Here is a 23,513-nt window from a genome sequence, read left to right as displayed (position 1 = left end):
AACTTTGCTCCGCACAAATGTATACGGTGAAGCGTTGTACGGAGCTTAATCAAGGGGCATAAATCCCCTATATTCATCGGCTGAATAATTTTTCTAAAAAAGTATAGTTTATCTATGCTTATTTCGTTATGGTTTTTCAGCTGGTGTATAAAATAGATTAAGGGGCCATAGACAATGCTTTGTCTATGGCCCTTTGTGTATATTATTCCGATGAGTCTTTACTGTAAATTGGAGTAGTATAGGAAAAACCACGAAGCAGAGGGCTAGTGTCGAATGACGCTATCTCTCTGCTTTTTTTAATTTCAGGAAAAGAGGAATAAAAATGAGTTTACTTAAAGTGGAAAGTTTATCACATAGTTTTATAGATAAAGTATTATACGAAAATGCTTCTTTTGATTTGCATAAAGGGGAGCATATGGGAATTGTTGGGCAGAATGGTGCAGGAAAAAGCACATTAATGAAAATATTGGTGGGGGAAATTATTTCTGATAAGGGAGACATAAAGTGGCAACCTAATATTCAAATTGGACATCTTGATCAATACGCAGAAATTGATGAGGGTTATACCATTTCACAATATTTAAAGAGAGCCTTTTATGATTTGTATGCAATGGAAAAGAGAATGAACAAGTTATATGAAGAAAGTGCGATGACTGGAGATGAAAATCAACTATTGAAAGCGGCAGAAATTCAAGAACTGCTCGAGGCCCGTGATTTTTATTCAGTAGATAGTATTACGAATAAGGTGGCAGCCGGTTTAGGTATTGATGTGATTGGGATGGATCGTGTGATTGGTGAATTAAGCGGAGGGCAGCGTGCAAAGGTAATTTTAGCGAAGCTCTTATTAGAAGAGCCTAATATTTTATTGCTAGATGAACCGACGAATTTTCTCGATAAGGAGCATGTGGAGTGGCTTACTAATTATTTAATGAATTTTGAAGGAGCGTTTATTGTCGTATCACATGATTTTGATTTTCTGGAAAAGGTAACTTCTTGCATATGTGATGTAGAGTTCGGAACAGTTAAGAAGTATTACGGCAAATACTCAGATTTTGTAAGACAAAAGGAGCATTTGCGAAAAGATTATATTCGCCAATATTATGCACAGCAAAAGAAAATTGAAAAAACGGAAGAGTATATTCGTAGAAATATTGCTGGGGTGAATTCAAAAATAGCGCAAGGTCGTAGAAAACAATTACAGCGTATGGAAAGAATTGCGCCACCAAGTTTTACTCATAAACCGTCTATTCATTTTCAGGAACTTCCCATTTCAGTTCAGACAGTTCTTGAAGTAAATAATCTTGAAGTTGGTTACGACTTCGCTCTCTTACCAAAGTTGAATTTTTCAGTAATGGGTGGGCAAAAACTTGTCATTACAGGTTTCAATGGAGTAGGGAAATCTACTTTATTAAAAACAATCGTTGGAAATATTGCTAGTATTTCTGGAGAGTTTCACTTTTCAGAGCAAATAAAGATTGGATATTATGAGCAAGATTTAAATTGGAGCAATGATTCTTTAACGCCGCTTCAAATTATTTCAGAACAGTTTCCTAAACTGAATATGAAGGAAATACGCCATCATTTAGCTGCGTGTGGAGTGAAGGATACGCACGTTTCGCAAGAAATTCGTACGTTAAGTGGTGGTGAACAATCGAAGGTGAAACTGTGTGGATTATTACTATCACCTTGTAACTTCTTAATTTTAGATGAGCCGACAAATCATTTGGATGCAGAAGCGAAGGAAGCTTTGCAAAAGGCGTTAATTAAGTTTAAGGGCAGCATTATACTCGTATCTCACGAAGCAAGTTTTTATCTTGATTGGGCAGATAGCATCTTTCATATAGAGACGGGATTAGTTAAGGGGGTGTGAAACATATGAGTGAAAACAATTGGAAAACGAAAATTATATTATTTTTGACCGCTCAAACTATTTCGTTGTTCGGTTCCTCTCTCGTGCAATACGCGATTATATGGTATATCACCCTTACAACATCATCAGGAGTGATGTTGACTATTTCAACTGTTTGCGGTTTTCTACCACAAATTGCGATATCTTTGTTTGCAGGTGTTTGGATTGATCGTTATGATCGTAAAAAGATGATTATGTTATCGGATGGAATTATAGCGATTGCGACGTTAGTTTTAGCAATTTTATTTTTAACAGGATATAAAAGTATTTGGTTACTTTTTACTGTGTTACTCATTCGTTCAGCTGGAACAGGAGTACAAACGCCAGCTGTGAATGCATTAATTCCGCAAATCGTTCCGAAAGAGTATCTTATGAAAGTAAATGGAATAAATAGCAGTATTACATCTTTAATTATGTTTCTTTCTCCAGCAGCAAGTGCTGCGATTCTTTCTATTGCCAGCATTGAAACAACATTTTTTATTGATGTTATTACAGCTATGATTGGAATTAGTATTATGTTTGTCATTCATGTGGAAGGACATGTGAATGTAGAAAGTAAGCAAAAATCTAATCTACAAGGAATTAAAGAAGGGTTCACTTATTTAAAAGAAAATGTATTTATTAAAAGGCTAATCGTTTTATTAATTATCGTCATGATTTTAATAAGTCCAGCTGCTTTTTTAACACCTTTAATGGTAACTCGTTCTTTCGGGGCCGAAATGTGGAGACTTACTGCTAGTGAGATGACCTTTAGTGCGGGTGCGGCAGCTGGTGGCGTATTGATTGCAGCGTGGGGTGGTTTTCGTAATCGTATGCATACAACAGCGCTAGCTTGTGCATTATATGGACTGCTTATGATTGGACTCGGAATAGCACCGATATTTATTATGTATTTAGTCTTTAATTTTTTAATTGGTATAACAATGCCGTGCTTCAATACACCAGTTACTGTGTTATTGCAGGAGAAAGTAGAACCATCAATGCACGGACGGATGTTTAGCCTTGTACAAATTGCGAATTCATGCGCGCTTCCTTTAGGAATGATAATATTTGGTCCGTTGTCGGATATGTTTAGTGTAGAGATTTTGTTAATTTATGCTGGGATATTCGTGCTATTTTGCGCAATGTATATTGTATTAAGCAAGAGGTTTGAAGTGTAAATATTTATAATTTAGAAGGTTTGCGAAGTGATTTAAGATGCTTTGCAAACCTTTTTGTTATTTGTTTAGTCAATAATTATTTTTTAGATAATATGATGGTAAGAATCTAAGGGGAATTACATAAGTAGAGGAGAATGTGAAATGAAAAATAAATACGTAGTAGCTATTTCTTTCATGATTTTAGCGATTATTTCTTTAACGATACATGCTTCAAACAGTAAAGTAGGAGCGGATGGATTTCTTGAAGAACCTTTCTTTTTCCTAGTACCGATAAGTTATATATTGTTCCTTAGTGGTATTGGTATATTGCTATTTGGATTTATTACTTCAAAGCTGAAAAAGGGCAATAGATAGGGACAAAACACTCACTATGAAATAGAAACATACCATATGGAAGAAAAAGAATAAGTGAGATGAATCATGATGAATCATTATTTTTATAATGGTAGACAAGTAGGGGCAGCTATTACGCTGGCTGGGGCACAAGGGACAATTCATGCTGTGAATCAAACTATTCAAATGCAGCAACAAGCATATTTTGCACAAATGATGCAAAGTCAGTATATGCCCTATTCACAACTTCCGATGCAAATTGTACATTACGATGTACATCCAGCTGGTTTATTTTCCATTCCATATGGCGGGACATATTTCTTATGAAAGAAAGCGACTCAATAGAGTCGCTTTTTTTATATTCCGCCTAGCTTCATTCCAAGGAAGGCGAAGAGGATACCAATTATGTAAGTAGCACTTAAATATAAAAGGAAGATGTATAGCTTTTTACGATTGAGAAGCTGAACAGATTCTAATTTAAGCGTAGAAAATGTAGTGAATGCGCCCATAAATCCAGTACCTAATAATAGTTGCCAGCCTGTAGTAACTCCGTTGCCGATTATATATCCAAGTAAAAATGCCCCTGTTATATTAATAAGGAATGTAGCAATTGGAAATTGTGTTTTATTTCTTTTCTTAAACCAATTGCTAATTGCAAATCGTGTAATCGCACCGAAAAATCCTCCTGTTGCGACTAATAAAGCTTCTATCATGAGTAATCACCTTCCGTAAGAGATTTCTTAATTAAGAAATCTCCAAGTGTATAGCCAAGGCCAGACATAATGAGGCCACCAAGTATGCTACATGATACATATAAGAAGGCTATGCTCCACTCAGAATGATTGATCAATTGCACAGTTTCTACACTAAATGTTGAAAAAGTCGTAAAGGAACCGATGAATCCAGTTCCGATGCCTGTGATAACCTCTGAAGGTAAGATGTTTAGCCGAGCGATATAAGTAGTTAGCCACGCTAAGAAAAAGCAACCGATTAAGTTAATGAGTAATGTTGCCAATGGAAATGAATGATGCCAAAATGTGTTGATATTAAGACCTAAATAATAACGAGAAAGAGCTCCTAATATACCAGCAATGCCGACGATAATATAAATCAATTTTCTCACCTCTTTAAATAGCTTGCTCAAAAAAATAGACTCCTACCAGTATCCATACTGGTAGGAGTCATTAGCTAAGCAGCGTTTATGGCGAACTCCATCGCCTATGATTATTACATATAGTGTACTAAATATACCGTTTAATTTCCAGTGAGGAGGAGGGTGTAACTTTTCTTTTTTTGATGTCTGAAGGCTTTTTAAGTAATTAAAATGGGATCGATTACTTATAAACTAAATATAGTGATATACGGTTTTAATTATGATAAAATGTTTCTTATGTGTGTCGTTTTGTTTTATTTGACTGAAAATAAAGAAAAATAAATTTGCGTGAAAAGGAGTCATTTATTTGAAGAAATTTTTAAAAATCGTATTTACATGTGTTTTAGTAGTAGCGGGCATTGTAGGAGGATTTCTAGCTTATATGACACTTACTAAAGAACAGCCTGCTGATGTTATAAGCTTGAAGGTAGAGAATAATAAGGAGCGCGTATTAGCGACTGGAAATGAATTTAAAGTTACAACATTTAATATTGGATATGCTGGGTTAGATAAGGATCAAGATTTCTTTATGGATGGTGGAAAGGGATCTGGTTCAAGTAGTAAAGAGCAAACGGAAACTAATTTAAAGAATATGCTTTCGTTTTTACAAAATGAGAATAGTGATTTTGCACTATTACAAGAAGTTGATATAAAGTCACTTCGTTCATTTGATGTAAATGAACATGAATTTTTGAAAAAAGGATTACCTGATTATGTTTCGTCATTTGGCAAGAACTACGATACGAAATGGGTTCCAGTGCCAATAACAAATCCAATGGGATATGCGGAGGCTGGATTAAGTACGTTTTCTAAATACACTGTTCAAGAAGCGAAGAGGTTCCAGCTGCCTGGAATGGAGCCTTGGCCAAAGCGTTTGTTTGATTTAGATCGAGCAATTGTGGAATATAAAATTCCTGTTAATAATGGAAAACATGTTAGACTCGTAAATTTACATTTGTCTGCTTATGATGAAGGCGGGAAAATTAGAAAACAGCAAGTAGAGTATTTAAAAGAATATATGAACAAGCATTATGAAAATGGTGATTACGTAATAATGGGTGGAGATTGGAATCAATTGGTTTCGAACGCTCAATTAAGTGATCCGAAGTTCGTGAAAGAGCGTCCTGAGTGGTTAGTAGAGTTACCGAAGGACTTTACAGACGGTGGCTTTAAGTGGGCTGTAGATCCGTCTGTTATGACTGTAAGAGATGATGTAAAGAAATATGTAGAAGGTGAAAATTTCGTCACTATTATTGATGGCTTTATCGTTTCACCGAATGTAGAGATTGTAAATGTACAAGGGAAAGATTTAAAGTTTGAAAATAGCGATCATAACCCAGTAAGTGCGGTATTTAAACTGAAGTAATTGATATGTATAAGTAGAAGGTGGGGCTTCATATGGAGTGGTTAAAGAGGACTTGTTTTTCTAACCTTGAGAAAGAATCACAGAAAAATCATTTATTACTGTTTATAACGATTTGTAGTTTCTTCCTTGGGATAATCGCGATTGGGTATTATGGATATATTTTTACAGAGAGAGCAATAGCATTTTGGATTTGTGGTATTTCTGTCGTTGCATTTGGAACGCTTTTTACTTTTATAAAAAGTATGGAATCAGTGTATAAATATATCATGACATTTATGTTGCTTACAATGTCTTACATTATGGTACAAGCTTTTAATGAAAGCCCGGCTGTATTTCAAATGGTCTATTTTACATTAGCTGTTTCACTTATTTACTTAAGTGAGCGCCTCATTTTAATTCTTGGCGGGATAGCTGTTGTGATCACATTTATCCTTTGTAGCTATTGGCCGGAGCAATTTTTTGCTTATACAGCCTCGTCTGAAGCTGCTAATTTCGCAAGTTTGTTAGCGATTGTAACAATCGCTATGTGGGGCGTCACGAAAATCGGTTCTAATCTGCTCCTTCGTTTAAGTGATGAGAAGCAAGAAGTAATGAGAAAAGCTCAGGAGTTAGAAGAGACGCAAAGACTTATTGAAGAAACAGTTGTGAAACTAGATAGTAATTTCAATCATTTAAGACAAAATATGAACACGTCGATGGAATCGATGAGTGAAATTAATTTTGCCTTTGAAGAGGTGGCAGTTGGTACACAATCACAATCAGAGATGATGTATCGTTCGGTAGAAGTATTGAATGATATGGAGGGAAATATTGAAAAAATCATCTCTCAAGTAAGAACTGCATCGGCTCATGTGGATGAAAGCTTAGAAATTTCAAAAGGTAGTGTACATACTCTAAGAAATTTTGAAACTAACATGAGAAGTTTAAATGATGTTGTTTCACAGTCTGGAATTATATTTAGAGATTTAATGATGCAATCGAAACAAATTAATGAAATTGTAGATGTAATAACGAATATTTCAAGTCAGACGAGTTTGCTAGCTTTAAATGCAAATATTGAAGCTGCGAGGGCAGGCGAGCATGGAAAAGGTTTTGCTATTGTAGCGAGTGAAGTGTTAAAGCTTGCTGAAGAATCAAATCGTTCTGCGGGAAGAATTCAAGGGATTTTGAAGGAGTTTAGTAATCAAGCAAGTAAGGTAGAAGTGCAAGTAGAGAAGTCAGAAAGAGTACAAGAAGAATGTAACGAGATGTTAGCAAGCGTTTTAACAAATGTAACTGATTTAGGGAAGTTTATTGATGCGATTAATGAAGTAATGCGAGAGGTTGTTGTTCAACAAGAAAGTTTCCAAGTTAAAACGACGAATATCGTAAAGGATGTTACGCATGCTTCTAACGTAATTCAGCAAACTTCTACAGCTACAGAAGAAGTGCTAGCGAGTGTGGAAGAAGAAAAACATCGAAATGATACGTCAGTGAAGACGTTACAAACTGTTAGCGAGCAAGTGAAGTTGTTAGAAGATATTTTAGAAAAGTAATATTGCTTAGAAAGAGCACGAGTGATGTGCTCTTTTTTCATTGAAACGAATACTTGATAGGAATTTAATTGCTTTTCTGCGCGTTTTCTGCCAAGCTTAAGGAGATAAAGTGAGACTAGTACATACTGATTATTAGCCCTCACCAATCAAGCTATCCGCAAATAGCGGAATAAAATACTTCAAAGAAAGAATTATATAGGTGACGCATATGATCGAAGTTAAGACTTCTGAACTTAGTGATGGAGAATTTAATAGAGGTGTATTTGCAACTCGTGATATTAAAAAGGGTGAGTTGATACACGCAGCACCAGTTATCTCTTATCCGAATGAACAGCATGAACATATTGAGAAAACGTTACTTGCTGATTACGCATTTGAGTATGGAATCAATCATACGGCAATCCTTTTAGGATATGGTATGTTATTTAATCATTCATATACACCGAATGCAACGTATGACATCGTTTTTGAGAATCATACATTTAACTTCTATGCTTATAAAGATATAAAAGCAGGAGAAGAAATTTTAATCAATTATAATGGTGAAGTTGATAACGATGAGCTGTTATGGTTTGATAAAGAAAAAGAAGAGAACGAAAAGTAATATAAAGAGTATAAAAAGAGCACATTCTGTGGGATGTGCTCTTTTTTATTGATGTAAATAAAGTAAAAAGTACAAAAAAATACCACTTTCTTTTTATATGGTATAGTAAGATACTGAGGGATAGTGTTTTGAAAAAGTCACATATTTTACAAATTGTTGTCTTTCTGATGACATGTCAAGTTTAGTAGTCCATTTGGGTTGCTTTATTATGCAATATATATTTTAATATGATTGGCACCTCTTATAAATTAAGAGGTTTATAGGTGTCTCGAATTGATTTTGGGTACACTGTATCCACCACTTTAGGTTCTTTCATGTACGTGGGGATATTATGGGCCCGTATAACGGGATAAAATGAATATAGAAATAGAGGAATCGTAAAATGAATATGCAAGAGGTTTATAAATATTTAAGTACGGTATTGCCTGAAGGACATGTTAAACAAGATGAAATGTTAAAGAATCATACGCATATTAAAGTTGGCGGAAAAGCAGATGTTTTTGTTGCGCCTACAAATTATGATGAAATTCAAGAAGTTATTAAATATGCGAACGAATATAATATTCCAGTTACGTTTTTAGGAAATGGATCGAATGTCATTATTAAAGATGGTGGAATTCGCGGGATTACAGTAAGTTTAATTCATATTACAGGTGTTACTGTAACAGGAACGACGATTGTAGCACAGTGTGGTGCAGCAATTATTGACGTATCACGTATTGCCTTAGACCATAACTTAACGGGTCTTGAATTTGCTTGTGGTATTCCAGGTTCAGTTGGCGGAGCATTATATATGAATGCTGGTGCATACGGCGGTGAAATTTCGTTTGTATTAACAGAAGCTGTCGTAATGACAGGTGATGGAGAGCTACGTACTTTGACGAAAGAAGCATTTGAATTTGGATATCGTAAGAGTGTATTTGCGAACAACCATTACATTATTCTTGAAGCGAGATTTGAACTTGAAGAAGGTGTACATGAAGAGATTAAAGCCAAAATGGATGATTTAACGTTTAAACGTGAGTCAAAACAGCCTCTAGAATATCCTTCATGTGGTAGCGTATTTAAGCGCCCACCAAATAACTTTGCTGGTAAGTTAATTCAAGACTCAGGACTACAAGGTAAGCGAATTGGTGGAGTAGAAGTTTCTTTAAAACACGCTGGATTTATGGTGAATGTTGATAACGGAACAGCACAAGATTACATCGATTTAATTCACTTCGTACAAAAGACAGTTGAAGAGAAATTTGGCGTGAAGTTGGAGCGAGAAGTAAGGATTATTGGAGAAGATAAAGAATAACGAAATACGTATGAAAATATGAATTATTTTAAAATAACATTTGGGTATTGTTGACAATTTGTTTTCAATTCAATATAATGGCTAATAATTTAACAAATAACATACGTTGAAAGAGCCCAGTAGCAGTTTGTCACTGTTAACGAGAGAGCTAGGGGTTGCTGGAACCTAGCACAAACAAACTTGCGAATTACACTCTGGAGTATCTTAGGTAATGCTAAGCGGACTAGCAATCGATATTATTGCTAAGAGTGGTATGAGTAGCTATGCTATTTATGCAAACTGGGTGGTAACACGGTGAATAATCGTCCCTATGTCTATCGTAGACATAGGGGCTTTTTTGTTTTTAAAAAATAAAGGGGATGACAAAAGATGAATATTATTGATGAATTAGAATGGCGCGGCGCCGTTAATCAGCAGACTGACGAAGAAGGCTTACGTAAGCTAGTAGAAGAGAAAAAGATTTCACTATATTGCGGAGTTGATCCAACTGGTGATAGTATGCATATCGGACATTTGATTCCGTTTATGATGATGAAGAGATTCCAATTAGCTGGCCATCATCCTGTTATTTTAATTGGCGGGGCAACAGGAACAATTGGTGATCCGAGTGGACGACAATCAGAGCGTCAGCTTCAAACGTTAGAAGTGGTTCAGCATAATGTAGATGCGTTAACAGCACAAATGAAAAAGCTATTTGATTTTGGTGGAAATAGCGAAGTGAAGATGGTAAATAACTATGATTGGACACATGAAATAAATATTATTGAGTTTTTACGTGATTACGGGAAAAACTTTAGCATCAATAGCATGTTAGCGAAGGATATTGTAGCAAGCCGTTTAGATACAGGTATTTCTTTCACAGAATTCACGTACCAAATTTTGCAAGCGATGGACTTCCATCATTTATACACGAAAGAGGATGTTCAACTTCAAATTGGTGGTAGTGACCAATGGGGAAATATTACGAGTGGTTTAGATTTAATTCGTAAGTTAGAAGGTCATGAGGCGAAAGTATTCGGATTAACGATTCCGTTATTATTAAAATCGGACGGTACGAAGTTTGGTAAATCAGCAGGTGGTGCGGTTTGGCTTGATCCTGAAAAAACGACACCGTTTGAATTTTACCAGTTCTGGGTAAATACAGATGACCGTGATGTAATTAAATACTTGAAATACTTTACGTTCTTAACGAAAGAGCGTATTGATGAATTAGCAGCGAAGGTAGAAACAGAGCCTCATAAACGTGAAGCGCAAAAAGTGTTAGCGGAAGAAATGACGAAATTTGTTCATGGAGAAGAGGCGTTCCTGCAAGCTGAGAAAATTACAGCAGCGTTATTTAGCGGAGATATTAAATCGTTAACAGCTGATGAAATTGAACAAGGCTTTAAAGAAATGCCAACATTCCAGTCTTCAAAAGAGACGAAAAACATCGTAGAGTGGCTAGTCGATTTAGGGATTGAACCATCTAGACGACAAGCACGCGAGGACATTAATAATGGTGCGATTTCTATGAATGGTGAGAAAGTAACAGATGTGGGTACAGATGTTACTGTAGAAAATTCATTTGATGGAAGATTTATTATTATTCGTAAAGGGAAGAAGAACTACAGTCTTGTGAAATTAGGATAATAAGTAAGGCTGGAAAATATATCGGCGATTTTTCGAATATATCGACCGTAACTCAAATTATATCGGCGATTTTCGAAATATATCAGCGCAAATCCGAATATATCAGCGATTTTCCCAATATATCGATTTACCGACAAAAAGCGACAATAAGAGCTGTTCCGAACGGGACAGCTTTTATTATAAAAAGTCAGTATATTTAGATAAATTTAAAGGGTATATAATTTTTTTGACGAATAAATAAGTTAGAGAAAATTACGGATAAAAAATAGCCCGAACCATGCAGGGCATGATTCGGGCTTATATTCAGCTTAGTAAGCTAAGCTGAATAGACCTTTAATGTGTGATAAGTAACGAACGTTACTTGCTTCTTTCATTAATGATGCTGGTAAGCCTTTAAGTGGAGTATTGCTTGCTCCAATTGTAGCAACCGCATCTTTACGTCCTAGACTAGCAAGTGTTCCAGAGTTTACAGGTGCGAACTCTTCTAATGCTTTGCCTTCTAGTGCTGCGTATAAGTTGTATCCAATTAACTCACCCATTTGCCAAGCGATTTGTGCAGTTGGTGGGTATGGACGTCCGTCTGGAGCGAAGACAACAGCGCTGTCTCCAGCAACGAATACGTCTTTGTGAGAAGTAGATTGTAGGTATGCATCAACTGTTGCACGTCCACGGTTAACTTCAAGACCTGATTCACCGATTAATGGGTTACCTTGTACGCCGCCTGTCCAAACGAATGTGTTAGCAACAAGTTTTTGACCGTCTTTTAAGTCGATTTCATTGCCAGCAACGTTTGTTACAGGAAGACCAGTTAAGAATGTAACACCGCGTGCTTCTAGGCTAGTAGTTGCACGTTCGATTAAGTGGTCTGGTAATACTGGAAGGATTTTTGGACCTGCTTCAACAAGAAGAAGTTTCACTTCTTTTGGATTTACGCCGTGGCTTTTTGCAAGTTTAGGCATAATGTCAGCAAGCTCACCAACTAGCTCAACGCCAGTTAATCCGCCACCACCGATTACGATTGTAGCATCAGCTTCGTTTTTCGTTTTCGCGTATTCACGAATGCGGTCTTCAACGTGTTTGTAGATTTTGTTTGCATCAGCAGCAGATTTTAATACCATGCTGTTTTCTTCTAGTCCTGGAATACCGAAGTAAGCAGTTTTACTTCCTAAAGCAACTACAAGTGCATCGTAAGATAAAGTAGTGCCACCAGCTAGTTTGATTTCTTTGCTATCAACTGAGAATGACTCAACTGTTGCGATTTTAAGATCGATGTCTTTCCCTTTGAAAAGCTTTGTAAGTGGCATTGCAACTGCTTGCTCAGACACGTTACCAGCTGCAAGGCGGTGTAGTTCAGTGATGATTTGGTGTGTTGGGTATTGGTTAATCACTGTAACTTGTGCTTCTGATTTGCTGTAATATTTACGTACGTTTAAAGCGGCAAGAAGACCGCCATAACCAGCGCCTAAGATGACAATTTGTTTTGACATAGTATGATATCCCCCGTCTTTACTAATTGTTGTTATAAGTTAAATTATTTATTGTTACGTTCTGCACTAATTTGAAGATATGCGTTCACAAAGCGGAACATTTTTTGTGCTTGTGGATCTTTTAGTAATTTTAACAGACCGAATAGGCCGATAACTTCGTTGCTTTCTTCAGCACGATCTTTCGCTTCGATTGCAGTTGCAGCCATGCTTTTCACTGTATCTTTTACAGGTTCTACAAGCTCTGTAATTGCACCAACAGTGTCGCTTTTTAATACTTCATCAGTAGCAACAGTTTGAGCGAAGTCATAAGACTTAGTTAAAATGTTAACAAGCTCAGTTAATTTTGGAAGCTGTTCTACTAGTGTTGTTAATGATTCTTGTACCTCAGGTTTTAACAACTGATCAAGTACATCAAGTTGTCCTTGGCTAGCAGAAATTTGTACAGTTTCTTGTTCTGGCTTTGTTTGAGTCATAGTTTCTGGCATCTCCAATTCTCCTTTACGATAGCAATACTCTTATTTTTTATAAGTAAGATAGTAAACGTTTACGAAACTTTATACAAAGTTTCACAAAACACAATAAAATGCCTTTAAATTTATGACAGCAAGTAAGCTGCAAACATAAATCTAAAACCATAACGTCTTACTTATTATTTATGAACTGTCCGATACATGGCTTGTCCGCATAATGGAAAAGCTCCGTTACCGGAAAGTGTATATAATATATATCCTATATTATATACTATATACACCTATGTTAACATAAAAATGATTCCTAATTATTTGATATTGAGTGTATAACGTAGTGCTGACAAGGTATGAAAGCGTATAAAATATTTTGTTCCAGTTAGAAATGTATATACATATAAAGAAAAAAAGGAAAAAATGAACAAATTCATGTTCGTTTTTTCCTTTTTCCTATTATTCACCTTCTACAATTAGCATCGATGTGTTACCGCTTTTTTCAAGATGGCATTCGCCCCAAGTACAAAGAGAATCAAGAATGGACTCTAAAGACCAACCGTATTCTGTAAGTGAATATTCTACTTTTGGTGGTACTTGATTGTATACCTTTCTTTGAATAACCCCATCGTCTTCTAATTCACGTAATTGCTGAGTTAACATTTTTTGTGTAATCCCAGGCATTAAACGTTTTAGTTCACTCGTTCTTTTTGTGCCTTTCGTTAGATGACAAAGGATAACAACCTTCCATTTTCCACCGATAACCTCTAAAGTCGCTTCAACGGGAATATTATATTTCTTCATATAAAAATCTCCTTTGATGAATGTAGATTTAAGTTCTCCAACAAAAGAAGCTAAATAATTAAATGTTACTAAAAAGTGCCTATAGCACTTTAAAGTACGTACTTTTTATCATGTTGAATATGTTCCATAATAGCATACGTAAGAGGGAAATGAGTAGTACGGTACTAAAAAGTGCCTATGTTACTTTTAGGTACCTATCGTACTTTTAAGTGCGTTCTTCAAAAAAAGAGTAAAGCCATTCATAATAGCATATATCAACAGTAAAGTTATTTTTGTAGAAGATAAAAAGGCCTTTTTATCATACTATTATGATTGGATTTCTCGCATTAAGGAGGAGTTCAATTGAATTCATATACAGTATCTTCTTCGGTTATGCAGACGAATCGGAGAAGTATGTTTGCTTTATTAGCACTAGCAATTAGTGCGTTTGGAATTGGTACAACTGAATTTATTAGTGTCGGCTTATTACCATCTATCTCAGAGGATTTACATGTTTCTGTTACAACAGCGGGGTTAACTGTTTCTTTATATGCATTAGGAGTAGCGTTTGGTGCTCCAGTATTAACGTCATTAACAGCTAGTATGTCGCGAAAGACGTTATTAATGTGGATTATGATTATTTTCATTATTGGTAATGGAATTGCGGCGGTAGCAACAAGTTTTACTGTGTTACTTATTGCGAGGGTTGTATCTGCATTTGCGCATGGTGTTTTTATGTCAATTGGATCTACAATTGCGGCTGCGCTTGTACCTGAGAATAAACGTGCAAGTGCAATAGCATTTATGTTTACTGGTTTAACTGTTGCGACTATTACAGGTGTACCAATTGGAACATTTATCGGTCAACAATTTGGCTGGAGGGCCTCGTTTATTGTTATTGTGGCCATTGGAATCGTTGCTTTAATCGCCAATAGTATGCTAATTCCTTCTAATTTAAAAAAAGGTACGTCTGTATCATTTCGCGATCAATTTAAGCTGATTACGAATGGAAGACTGTTACTTGTATTTATTATTACTGCATTAGGATACGGGGGAACGTTCGTAACATTTACGTATTTATCTCCGTTATTACAAGAAGTAACAGGATTTAAAGCAAGTACCGTTACAATTATTTTGTTAGTATACGGAATTGCAATTGCGATTGGGAATATGGTCGGGGGAAAATTATCAAATCATAATCCGATTCGAGCGTTATTTTACATGTTCTTTATTCAAGCGATTGTATTATTTGTTTTAACATTTACAGCGCCATTTAAAGTCGCTGGATTCATCACAATTATTTTCATGGGACTATTCGCATTTATGAATGTTCCAGGGCTACAAGTGTATGTTGTTATATTAGCTGAGAGGTTTGTACCTAGCGCTGTTGATGTAGCATCGGCGATTAACATTGCAGCATTTAACGCAGGAATTGCTCTTGGTGCTTACTTGGGCGGTATTGTAACGAACTCGTTAGGATTAATTCATACGGCTTGGGTAGGTGGAATTATGGTAGTAGGTGCTGTTGTTTTAACTGCGTGGAGTATGACATTAGAAAAAAGAGATCAAGTAAAATAAAAGGAGAGAAAATAAAATGAAAAACTTACAAAGTAAAACAGTATTAAATAATGGTGTAGAAATGCCTTGGTTCGGTTTAGGTGTATTTAAAGTAGAGGATGGACCAGAACTTGTAGAAGCAGTGAAATCGGCAATTAAAGCAGGATACCGCAGCATTGATACAGCTGCAATTTACGGAAATGAAAAAGCTGTAGGTGAAGGAATTCGCGCAGGTATAAAAGAAGCAGGCATTTCTCGTGAAGATTTATTCATTACTTCAAAAGTGTGGAATTCGGATCAAGGATATGAAACGACACTTGCTGCATATGAAGAAAGCTTAAAAAAATTAGAGCTGGATTATTTAGATTTATACCTTGTTCATTGGCCTGTAGAAGGGAAATACAAAGATACGTGGAGAGCGTTAGAAACACTTTATAAAGAAAAACGCGTACGTGCAATTGGGGTAAGTAATTTCCAAATTCATCACTTACAAGATGTAATGAAAGATGCAGAAATTAAACCAATGATTAACCAAGTAGAATACCACCCTCGTTTAACACAAAAAGAATTACAAGCTTTCTGTAAAGAACAAGGTATTCAAATGGAAGCATGGTCACCACTTATGCAAGGTCAATTATTAGATAATGAAACATTACAAGAAATTGCTGAGAAACACGGTAAAACAACAGCGCAAGTTATTTTACGTTGGGATCTTCAAAATGGAGTAATCACTATTCCAAAATCAACGAAAGAACACCGCATTATTGCAAATGCCGATATATTTAATTTCGAATTAACGAAAGAAGATATGGAAAAAATCGATGCGTTAAATCAAAATCACCGCGTTGGTCCAGATCCTGATAACTTCGATTTCTAAGATTAAAGTAAGAAAGAAGAGTGCGTAAAAGCACTCTTTTTTTGTGCATAAAAATAGTTTCTAAATAAATACTACTTAGTATTAAGTTTGTGATAAGGGGCTGTAAACATGAATATAAAGCAATCGTTCAAGATTTTAGCTATGTTTTTAAGTGTTTTATTTGTGTTATTCCCGCTTCAAAAAGCATTTGCAGAAGTTATGGACCATACAAAGTATGAAATGAATTGGAGTTATAGTAAGTCAAAGAAGAAACCAATTCGAACAGAGCTTATTAAAACCGCAGATGGCAAAATTGCTTTTTGCTTAAATGTAGATTTGAAATCTCCAAGCGGTCAAGATTTACCGGAAATGGGGAAAGTGGATATTAACGTATACCGTGTACTATTGAATGGATATCCACAAAAGAGTCCACAAGAATTAGGTGTTTCTGATTGGAGAGAAGCACATTACGCAACGCAGCTTGCAGTGTGGAATGCGTTAAAACAAATCGATATTAATGATTTAGATTTCCGAAATAAAAATGTAGAGAAAGTAACGAAAGACATCGTTGCAAAAGCAAGCGCTAGTGAAGAGTTACAAGAAATTACGATGAGTGTAACTCCTACAGAAGAACAAGAAGCAGTATTAAAAAATGATTTCTTTGAAACAGGTTTATATACAGTAGAAACAAATGCAAAAAGCGGAACGTATAAAGTGCAAGCAACAGGTGCACCAGCGGGCGTGAAATTTGCAAATGAAAAAGGCGAAACAAAAACAGAATTTAATGTAGGAGAAAAGTTCCGCATTTTAATTCCGAAACAAACACCAGCTGGTGGATTTAGCTTTAAAGTATCAGGAAATTTAACGAAATTACAAGGGATTGCGCATAAAGGTACACCGACTATTCAAAATGCAGTAGTATTACTTGAGCGTAGTGAAGAAAAAACAAGTCCAGAGTTAGCGGTAAGTTGGAAAAAGGCTGAGGCTCCAAATAAACCAAATAAGCCATATACTCCAAATGAACCGCATAAACCGAATCAAAAAAGATAATAAAAAAGCATTGGCGTATGCCAATGCTTTTTGTATGTGAGGATAAAAGTTATATTGAAAAAAATAAAATGGATAGAAATAGTGTTTTTAAAGGTTAAATTATATTTAAAAATAATATAAATATAATAAAATCCTGACGTTACGATTAATAGATTAAATTCACAAAATTGTAATATTATTCTTGGAGGGAGGCTATTAAATGAAGGTAAAAGCGTGTAAAATTCATTTGGAAAAACTACCTATAGATGGTCATATATGAAGAAAATGTAAGTTTTTATTGCTATTTTTATTTTTAGATGTATAGATGACAATACTGAAAAATATCTTTTACTATTCTCTTTTTTATGTAGCAAGAGAACTCATCACAAATAGAGAGAAGTGAGGAGGGCATATTACATAAAAATTTTACAATGTAAGAAAGCGAATGCATGGAGAGAAATGCGGTAGTAATATATACAGGTGCGCGAGGTGTTAGTCCATTCATCAAATGTTTTTATATAAATAATAGGATTACTTATTAGATGAATATATAGGGTAGTTTATCTAAATAAAGGAACAGGGGACACAGATTATGTCGAAGAAAAAGACGAGTAGGGTATTAGTAGCTGGAATATGTATATCTACATTATTATCGCCAGTAGCTTTCGAAGCATCGAACGGGTATGCGGCGCCTTTGGAAGAAAATAAAGGTGGGAAATTAGAAGAGGTAAAAGAGAATAAGTTTGAGCAGAGAGTATTTCAGTTGCCGGGGAAAGGTAGCGTAGAAGAAGAAAATAATCGTTTAAGAGTTACTTGGAAACTTTCCGCTAATGAACCGACTGGAATTTATGCGGAGCCAAATGAAGAGATTACAATTGACATAAAAGGAACGCAGTCTATCCAAGCTTTTATTGGAACGAGATCTTATGATGAAAAGGACCCAGAGGAGTTTGATTTAAAACCAGGGAAAAATGTTATTTCATCTTCAAGAGGCGGTATTTTATATTTTTATAATATGAATAACGAAGGAGAAGTAACAGCTTCCGTTACAAATGGTGGTAGTCACTTTCCTTTATTTATTTTAGGTAAGCATACAAAAAAAGATTGGGATGAAATGTTAAAAAAATATAAGGATCCTTATGCAGTTGAATTAAAAGGTGAGAGAAGCTTAATTACTACTACTTACGATTCTGTGCAGAAATATATGAAGAATACGGATCCAACAGATTTAATGAAATTGCATGATAAGATTATCCGTTTAGAAAACGCAGTGGCAGGATTATCTGAGGACAGTGTTGGGGTTGCAAAATCTCCAACTCATTATGTTCAGTTTGTTGAAAAACGGAAGCCTGCTAAAGGGGACTTTATGTTTGCAAAACATTATCATACAGGATATATTCCAACTGCAATGAATAGAGTTTTAGATATAGAGGTACTTGAGAAGGATGGATGGGGACCGTGGCATGAAGTTGGTCATTTACATCAGCAAGAACCGTGGAAGTGGTCTAAAGTAAGGGAAGTAACAGTAAATATTTACTCATTAGCTGTTCAAAAGGCGTTAGGGAATCAATTAGAAATGGATGAGCACTATAAAAACTCATTTGAGTATTTAGAGAAGCCTAAAGCAGAAAGATTCATTGATGACATTAATCCTCTTACAATGTTTTGGCAATTAAATGTAGTGTATGGAGAACATTTTTATCCTAGGTTACATCAAGTTTATCGTTTGTTACCTCAGAGTGAAATGCCTCATTCTGATGAAGAGAAAAAGCAGCTATTTATTTATATGACATCGCAAGTGGCAGGGCAAAATTTAATTCCTTTCTTTGAGGAATGGGGATTAACACCAAATGATGATATTAGAGAGAAAATAGAAAAATCAAAGTTACCTAAATTAGAAAAGGAAATCTGGAAAGCTACAGATAGTAATGATATTCGTGAGAAGCAAGTTGAACCGTATAAGGTTCCATATGGTGAACCTGCTAATGAAGTACAAAATCTTTTAGTTGGTACAGATTCTGACGAGAATGAAGCAAGTAAACTTGTTCGAAATTTAGGTGAGAATGTAAAAGTAACAGGAAAGATTGTATGGCCTAAACTAGAGAATGGTAAACAGGAAGTGTTAGTAGAAATTGGGGATGAGAAAGGAAATAAAAATTCAATTCCTGTCCAAGTTAACGGATTTTATGATGACAGTATAGTTTTTCAAGGACTTTCAGATGATGTAATGTCGACAGTGACACTTCACCACAATAAGAAGAAATTAAATGTAAACTTTACTAATAATGAAATACATTACCGTTTTGAAAAAGAAGAATATATGGGCTTAACGCTATATGACCGAAATGGGATTGAAAAGAAACGTGTATCTGCAGAAGGACAAGAAACGGGAAAAAGATTTGCGATGGAACTAAATGAATTGGATTTTGAATATGGTGATGTAGTAAAAGTATTCCATGCAGAACCGGATCGTCTGAAGTGGTACCAAAATAATACACTTGTAGATCAAGGGAAGGCTAAAAATAAAAAAGAGAAATTATTCCAAATCACTGAGCAAGGGTTCGAATTAAAAGATAGTTTACAAGAAGTGACGGCGAAACCGCAAAAAGTAGTAGTCGGAATGGATGTAGACAAACTAGATCCGAAAGAATTTGTACAAGTAAAAGATGGAGAAGTGGTTGGTTTTGCAGAAAAACCAAATACATCAAAAATCGGAGAACAAAAAATAAAAGTAGAAACGAAAGATCGATTTGGAAATAAGAAAGTGACAGAAGTTCCTCTAACAGTAACATATGGAGATAGCCTACTTGTATATGGGCTAAGCTATAGAGATGGTGACTTAAAATCAATTGTAACTTTGCATCATGATACGAAAAAACTGAGTGCGACAGATACAAAGAACCTAATTCATGATTACTTTAAAGATGAAAAGTATTTTGAATTCACATTGTACGATAAAGAAGGAAGAGTGAAGAAAAATATAGCAGTAAAAGGTTTAGAGAATACGCAAGAATTTGCTAAGGAAGTAAATGGAATTGCATTTGAGTATGGAGATGTAGTGAAAGTATATCATGCGGAATCTTCTCGTTTACATTGGTATCAAAAAGATGTATATGTGGGCGAAGGAAAAAGTAAAGAGATAAAGGAATTAGTCTTCAAAATAACTGAAAATGGATTTGAAAGATTAGACGGTGAGCAAACAGTAAAAGCAAATCCGCAGCAAGTAGTAATCGGAACAAATAGCGAAACGCTAGACGTGAAGAACTTTGTTGAAGTACAGGGTGGAGAAGTAGTAGGTTTTGTAGGGAAAATAGATATGACAAAAATTGGTCAGCAAACAGTGAAAGTAGAAACGAAAGATCGTTTTGGAAATAAGAAAGTGACGGAAGTTCCTGTAGAAGTGACATATGGGGATAGTCTAGTCTATCAAGGTGTGTCCGATGTTACACGTTCAATTATTACGTTAAACCACGCTGAAAAGAAATTACATGCAACATTTACAAATGATGAGATTCATTATCGCTTTGTAAATGAACAGTATATAGGCCTTACGATTTATGATCAAAATGGAAATGAGAAAAAGCATGTAACCGCAGAAGGACAAGAAACTTCGCAGAATTTTGCAGAACAAGTAAATGGTATGGCGTTCGAGTATGGTGACGTATTGAAAGTGTATCATGCCGAGTCAGATCGTTTAAGTTGGTATAAAAACAGTGAGTTCGTTGGAAAAGGAGATAAGAAAAAGTTTAAAGAAATTTCCTTTAAGGTTACTCCAAATGGTTTAGAACAAGTGTAACAATAAAAAAATCTCGTAAAACATTATGTTTTACGAGATTTTTTTATTATTCAGCTTCAGAAACTACTGTGAAGCGTTCGTTTACATGTTTTGGGTTTTCAACTTCATCAAGTGCTGCAACTGCGAAGTCTTCGTAACTTACGTAGCTATCACCTTTTGCGTTCACAAGAAGGTTGTCTTTACCAGCTTTATAAGAACCAGTACGTTTTCCTAATGCGAATAGTGCAGAAGGGCTGATGAATGTCCAAGTGATGTCATTTGTTTGTTGTAAGATTTCTAAGTTTTTACCTTGGTTTTGAGCTGTTGCAAGATATTCTTTCGGGAAACCTGGTGTCTCAAATACACGTGTTGTTTTCTCTTCGTCTACAAACAAGCTTCCAGCGCCACCAACTACAAGTAATTTTGTGTTAGGTGCACCTTTCATCGCTTCAATTAGTACGTTTCCTGCATCTACGTGAAGGTGTTCTTGTCCTGCTGGAGCACCGAATGCATTTACAACTACATCGAATGCTTGCAAGTCGTTAGATGTAAGAGAGAATACATCTTTCTCTAAAACTTTTACATTGTCTTCCTTAATTTTTGCAGCGTTTCTTACGATTGCAGTTACTTCATGTCCGCGATCTAATGCTTCTTTTAAAATACGACTTCCTGCTTTACCATTTGCTCCGATGATTCCGATTTTCATAATAAATCCCTCCAAAGTGTTTTGTTAAAGTGTATATCTGAAAGTAAATGAATGTGTTGTAATAAGGTTTGTTACAACCTGATGTAATCATTATAGTTACAGGTAGACGCTTTTGTCAATGGGGTAGTTTGTAGATTTATTTTTTGTTTTAGTATGCACAGTTAGAGGGAGGGTAGTCAGTCATAAAGATATTGTTACTGTGAACCTGGCTAATATTTGGAAATTGCAAATTGTCGAAAAATGTTGATTTTTGAATGTTTTTTAAATATAATTCGTTTTATGGAGAAAAGGAGGGGTTAATTGTATGAATATTTTGGAACAATTCGTTTCGTCAACGAATACAATTCTTTGGTCATATATTCTTATTGCAATGTTAATTGGTTTAGGTCTTTATTTTTCTATTAAATTGAAATTCGTACAAATTACTCATTTAGGGGAAATGATTCGTTTAATGAGTGATGGGTTAACTGGAAAGACGCGTAAAAAAGGCAGTGTATCTTCTTTCCAAGCATTTTGTATGAGTTCTGCAGCTCGTATTGGTATAGGTAACTTAGCTGGTGTAGCGTTAGCTATTTCTATGGGAGGACCTGGAGCAGTATTTTGGATGTGGGTTATTGCGATTATCGGGGCTTCTTCAAGTTTCGTCGAAAGTACGCTTGCACAAATTTATAAAATAAAAGATGGCAGTGGATTCCGTGGTGGTCCTGCTTATTATATGGAAAAAGGTTTAAATAAACGTTGGATGGGGATTTGGTTCTCTATTCTGATTACAATTAGTTACGGTTTAATTTTCAACTCAGTACAAGCAAATACAGTTACATTAGCGTTTAAAAATGCATTTGGTATTGAGCGTTACGTTGTTGGGATTGTATTAGCAGTATTAGTTGCGGTTATTATTTTTGGTGGTGTAAAAAGTATTGCGCGTATGTCGGAAATGATTGTTCCGCCAATGGCAATTCTTTATATTGCAGTAGCGATTTTCGTTGTTATTAAAAACTTCTATTTACTACCAGATGTGTTTACAGAAATCTTTAAAGGTGCATTCGGTTTAGATTCAGCTGTAGGCGGTGGTATCGGTGCTGCGATGAAATATGGTATTCAGCGCGGGTTATTTGCGAACGAAGCAGGTATGGGTAGTGCGCCGAACGCGGCAGCAACAGCTGATGTAACGCATCCAGCCAAACAAGGTTTTATTCAAACAATCGGCGTTTTAGTAGATACATTCTTAGTATGTACATCAACAGCATTTATCGTACTATGTTCTGGTGCATATAAAGCAACGAACTTAGAAGGTATTGAATTAACACAAAATGCATTAAGCTCACAAATTGGCCCATGGGCGAGCAGTTTCTTAGCGATTATTATTTTCTTATTCGCTTTCAGTTCACTTCTAGGAAACTACTACTATGGTGAAACAAATATTGAATTTATTAAGCAAAGTAAAACGTGGTTAACAATTTACCGTGTTGCGGTAGTTGGAATGGTATTATTCGGTTCTGTTGCGACGCTTCAAGTTGTATGGAATATGGCAGACTTATTTATGGGTCTAATGGTAATAACGAACTTAATTGCGATTACACTTCTTGGCCGATTTGCGTACGCGGCATTAACAGACTATGTAAGGCAAAAGAAACAAGGGAAAGATCCAGTCTTCAGTGCAGATTCTATTCCTGGTTTAACGAATACAGAGTGCTGGGATAAGCCAGTGGTAACAGATAAAGAAAAAGCAGTGTAATTGAAAAGGCGAGCATCGAGGTAAATTTGATGCTCGCCTTTTTTGTTGTAGTAAATGATGAAAAGGGTGAGGGGTAATTATTAATATAACTTTTTTGTTTGTTCCTCTCGTTATTTGTGGGGAACGTACTGTTTT

The 23,513-nt window shown here is 35.5% G+C and carries 20 protein-coding genes, 1 riboswitch and 1 other annotated feature; of the genes, 14 read left to right on the top strand and 6 right to left on the bottom strand.

All coding sequences use genetic code 11. The features are described from left to right. Positions 1 to 322: 322 nt before the first annotated feature. The 4 genes from NST27_RS24925 (at position 323) to NST27_RS24910 (ending at position 3,729) form a co-directional block, all read left to right on the top strand. Positions 323 to 1,870, top strand: a complete 1,548-nt coding sequence (locus NST27_RS24925) for an ABC-F family ATP-binding cassette domain-containing protein (RefSeq protein ID WP_000054871.1) — start codon at positions 323 to 325, stop codon at positions 1,868 to 1,870. Between the two features lie 5 nt (positions 1,871 to 1,875). Next, on the top strand, positions 1,876 to 3,069 hold the full coding sequence (locus tag NST27_RS24920) for an MFS transporter (protein WP_001293761.1): 1,194 nt from the start codon (positions 1,876 to 1,878) through the stop codon (positions 3,067 to 3,069). Between the two features lie 141 nt (positions 3,070 to 3,210). Next, positions 3,211 to 3,423, top strand: a complete 213-nt coding sequence (locus NST27_RS24915) for a DUF3955 domain-containing protein (protein ID WP_000792610.1) — start codon at positions 3,211 to 3,213, stop codon at positions 3,421 to 3,423. A 66-nt stretch (positions 3,424 to 3,489) separates the two neighbouring features. Further along, positions 3,490 to 3,729 (top strand): DUF3947 family protein, encoded by a 240-nt coding sequence (locus NST27_RS24910; protein WP_000980957.1) that lies wholly within the window; start codon positions 3,490 to 3,492, stop codon positions 3,727 to 3,729. A 29-nt stretch (positions 3,730 to 3,758) separates the two neighbouring features. Here NST27_RS24910 and crcB (NST27_RS24905) read toward each other — a convergent pair whose 3' ends face one another. Further along, positions 3,759 to 4,115, bottom strand: coding sequence for a fluoride efflux transporter CrcB (gene crcB / locus NST27_RS24905; RefSeq protein ID WP_000568585.1), 357 nt, complete (start codon positions 4,113 to 4,115; stop codon positions 3,759 to 3,761). Then, positions 4,112 to 4,516, bottom strand: coding sequence for a fluoride efflux transporter CrcB (gene crcB / locus NST27_RS24900; protein ID WP_000639312.1), 405 nt, complete (start codon positions 4,514 to 4,516; stop codon positions 4,112 to 4,114). Before crcB (NST27_RS24900) ends, crcB (NST27_RS24905) begins: the two co-directional genes overlap by 4 nt. A gap of 54 nt (positions 4,517 to 4,570) precedes the next feature. Further along, a riboswitch (Fluoride riboswitch) is annotated at positions 4,571 to 4,630 on the bottom strand. A gap of 232 nt (positions 4,631 to 4,862) precedes the next feature. Here crcB (NST27_RS24900) and NST27_RS24895 point away from each other — a divergent pair. The 5 genes from NST27_RS24895 to tyrS all read left to right on the top strand — a co-directional run bounded on the left by NST27_RS24895 (position 4,863) and on the right by tyrS (position 10,989). Next, positions 4,863 to 5,921: an endonuclease/exonuclease/phosphatase family protein gene (locus tag NST27_RS24895; protein WP_000714051.1), complete on the top strand. Its 1,059-nt coding sequence runs from the start codon at positions 4,863 to 4,865 to the stop codon at positions 5,919 to 5,921. A gap of 32 nt (positions 5,922 to 5,953) precedes the next feature. Next, on the top strand, positions 5,954 to 7,456 hold the full coding sequence (locus tag NST27_RS24890; RefSeq protein ID WP_000455086.1) for a DUF4077 domain-containing protein: 1,503 nt from the start codon (positions 5,954 to 5,956) through the stop codon (positions 7,454 to 7,456). A gap of 208 nt (positions 7,457 to 7,664) precedes the next feature. Continuing rightward, positions 7,665 to 8,060 (top strand): SET domain-containing protein, encoded by a 396-nt coding sequence (locus NST27_RS24885; protein ID WP_000573649.1) that lies wholly within the window; start codon positions 7,665 to 7,667, stop codon positions 8,058 to 8,060. A gap of 382 nt (positions 8,061 to 8,442) precedes the next feature. Further along, complete coding sequence (gene murB / locus NST27_RS24880; RefSeq protein WP_001057102.1) at positions 8,443 to 9,360, top strand: UDP-N-acetylmuramate dehydrogenase; 918 nt, start codon at positions 8,443 to 8,445, stop codon at positions 9,358 to 9,360. A 97-nt stretch (positions 9,361 to 9,457) separates the two neighbouring features. Further along, positions 9,458 to 9,673: a binding site (T-box leader), on the top strand. A gap of 56 nt (positions 9,674 to 9,729) precedes the next feature. Beyond that, positions 9,730 to 10,989 carry a tyrosine--tRNA ligase gene (gene tyrS, locus NST27_RS24875; protein ID WP_001021093.1) on the top strand — a complete coding sequence of 420 codons (1,260 nt, stop codon included), beginning with the start codon at positions 9,730 to 9,732 and terminating at the stop codon, positions 10,987 to 10,989. A 308-nt stretch (positions 10,990 to 11,297) separates the two neighbouring features. Here the strand turns inward: tyrS and NST27_RS24870 are convergent, their stop codons facing one another. The 3 genes from NST27_RS24870 to NST27_RS24860 all read right to left on the bottom strand — a co-directional run bounded on the left by NST27_RS24870 (position 11,298) and on the right by NST27_RS24860 (position 13,741). Further along, positions 11,298 to 12,476, bottom strand: a complete 1,179-nt coding sequence (locus NST27_RS24870; RefSeq protein ID WP_000043203.1) for an NAD(P)/FAD-dependent oxidoreductase — start codon at positions 12,474 to 12,476, stop codon at positions 11,298 to 11,300. A gap of 44 nt (positions 12,477 to 12,520) precedes the next feature. Continuing rightward, positions 12,521 to 12,961 carry a DUF1641 domain-containing protein gene (locus tag NST27_RS24865; RefSeq protein WP_001115311.1) on the bottom strand — a complete coding sequence of 147 codons (441 nt, stop codon included), beginning with the start codon at positions 12,959 to 12,961 and terminating at the stop codon, positions 12,521 to 12,523. A gap of 435 nt (positions 12,962 to 13,396) precedes the next feature. Continuing rightward, complete coding sequence (locus tag NST27_RS24860) at positions 13,397 to 13,741, bottom strand: winged helix-turn-helix transcriptional regulator (RefSeq protein ID WP_000760475.1); 345 nt, start codon at positions 13,739 to 13,741, stop codon at positions 13,397 to 13,399. 372 nt (positions 13,742 to 14,113) lie between these two features. On the opposite strand from NST27_RS24860, the gene NST27_RS24855 reads away from it, so the two are divergent. From NST27_RS24855 to NST27_RS24840, 4 genes are all read left to right on the top strand, one after another. Beyond that, positions 14,114 to 15,298, top strand: a complete 1,185-nt coding sequence (locus tag NST27_RS24855) for an MFS transporter (protein WP_162840098.1) — start codon at positions 14,114 to 14,116, stop codon at positions 15,296 to 15,298. 16 nt (positions 15,299 to 15,314) lie between these two features. After that, positions 15,315 to 16,154: an aldo/keto reductase gene (locus NST27_RS24850; protein WP_000793550.1), complete on the top strand. Its 840-nt coding sequence runs from the start codon at positions 15,315 to 15,317 to the stop codon at positions 16,152 to 16,154. A gap of 108 nt (positions 16,155 to 16,262) precedes the next feature. Then, complete coding sequence (locus NST27_RS24845) at positions 16,263 to 17,183, top strand: thioester domain-containing protein (RefSeq protein WP_001022514.1); 921 nt, start codon at positions 16,263 to 16,265, stop codon at positions 17,181 to 17,183. A 571-nt stretch (positions 17,184 to 17,754) separates the two neighbouring features. Continuing rightward, complete coding sequence (locus tag NST27_RS24840; protein ID WP_047387140.1) at positions 17,755 to 20,958, top strand: putative mucin/carbohydrate-binding domain-containing protein; 3,204 nt, start codon at positions 17,755 to 17,757, stop codon at positions 20,956 to 20,958. A gap of 46 nt (positions 20,959 to 21,004) precedes the next feature. On the opposite strand, the gene NST27_RS24835 is transcribed toward NST27_RS24840, so the two are convergent. After that, positions 21,005 to 21,643 carry an NAD(P)-dependent oxidoreductase gene (locus NST27_RS24835; RefSeq protein WP_000689875.1) on the bottom strand — a complete coding sequence of 213 codons (639 nt, stop codon included), beginning with the start codon at positions 21,641 to 21,643 and terminating at the stop codon, positions 21,005 to 21,007. A gap of 304 nt (positions 21,644 to 21,947) precedes the next feature. Here NST27_RS24835 and NST27_RS24830 point away from each other — a divergent pair, with 304 nt between their 5' ends. Next, the gene (locus tag NST27_RS24830; protein WP_001022940.1) at positions 21,948 to 23,378 is read left to right on the top strand and encodes an alanine/glycine:cation symporter family protein; all 1,431 of its coding nucleotides are present in this window, start codon (positions 21,948 to 21,950) and stop codon (positions 23,376 to 23,378) included. Positions 23,379 to 23,513 lie beyond the last annotated feature (135 nt).

Origin of the sequence: Bacillus sp. FSL W8-0770, from assembly GCF_038008705.1 — a bacterium.
Lineage (GTDB): Bacteria > Bacillota > Bacilli > Bacillales > Bacillaceae_G > Bacillus_A > Bacillus_A cereus.
The sequence above is the reverse complement of the archived record's forward strand: the minus strand, read 5'-3'. Positions and strand labels throughout refer to the sequence as shown.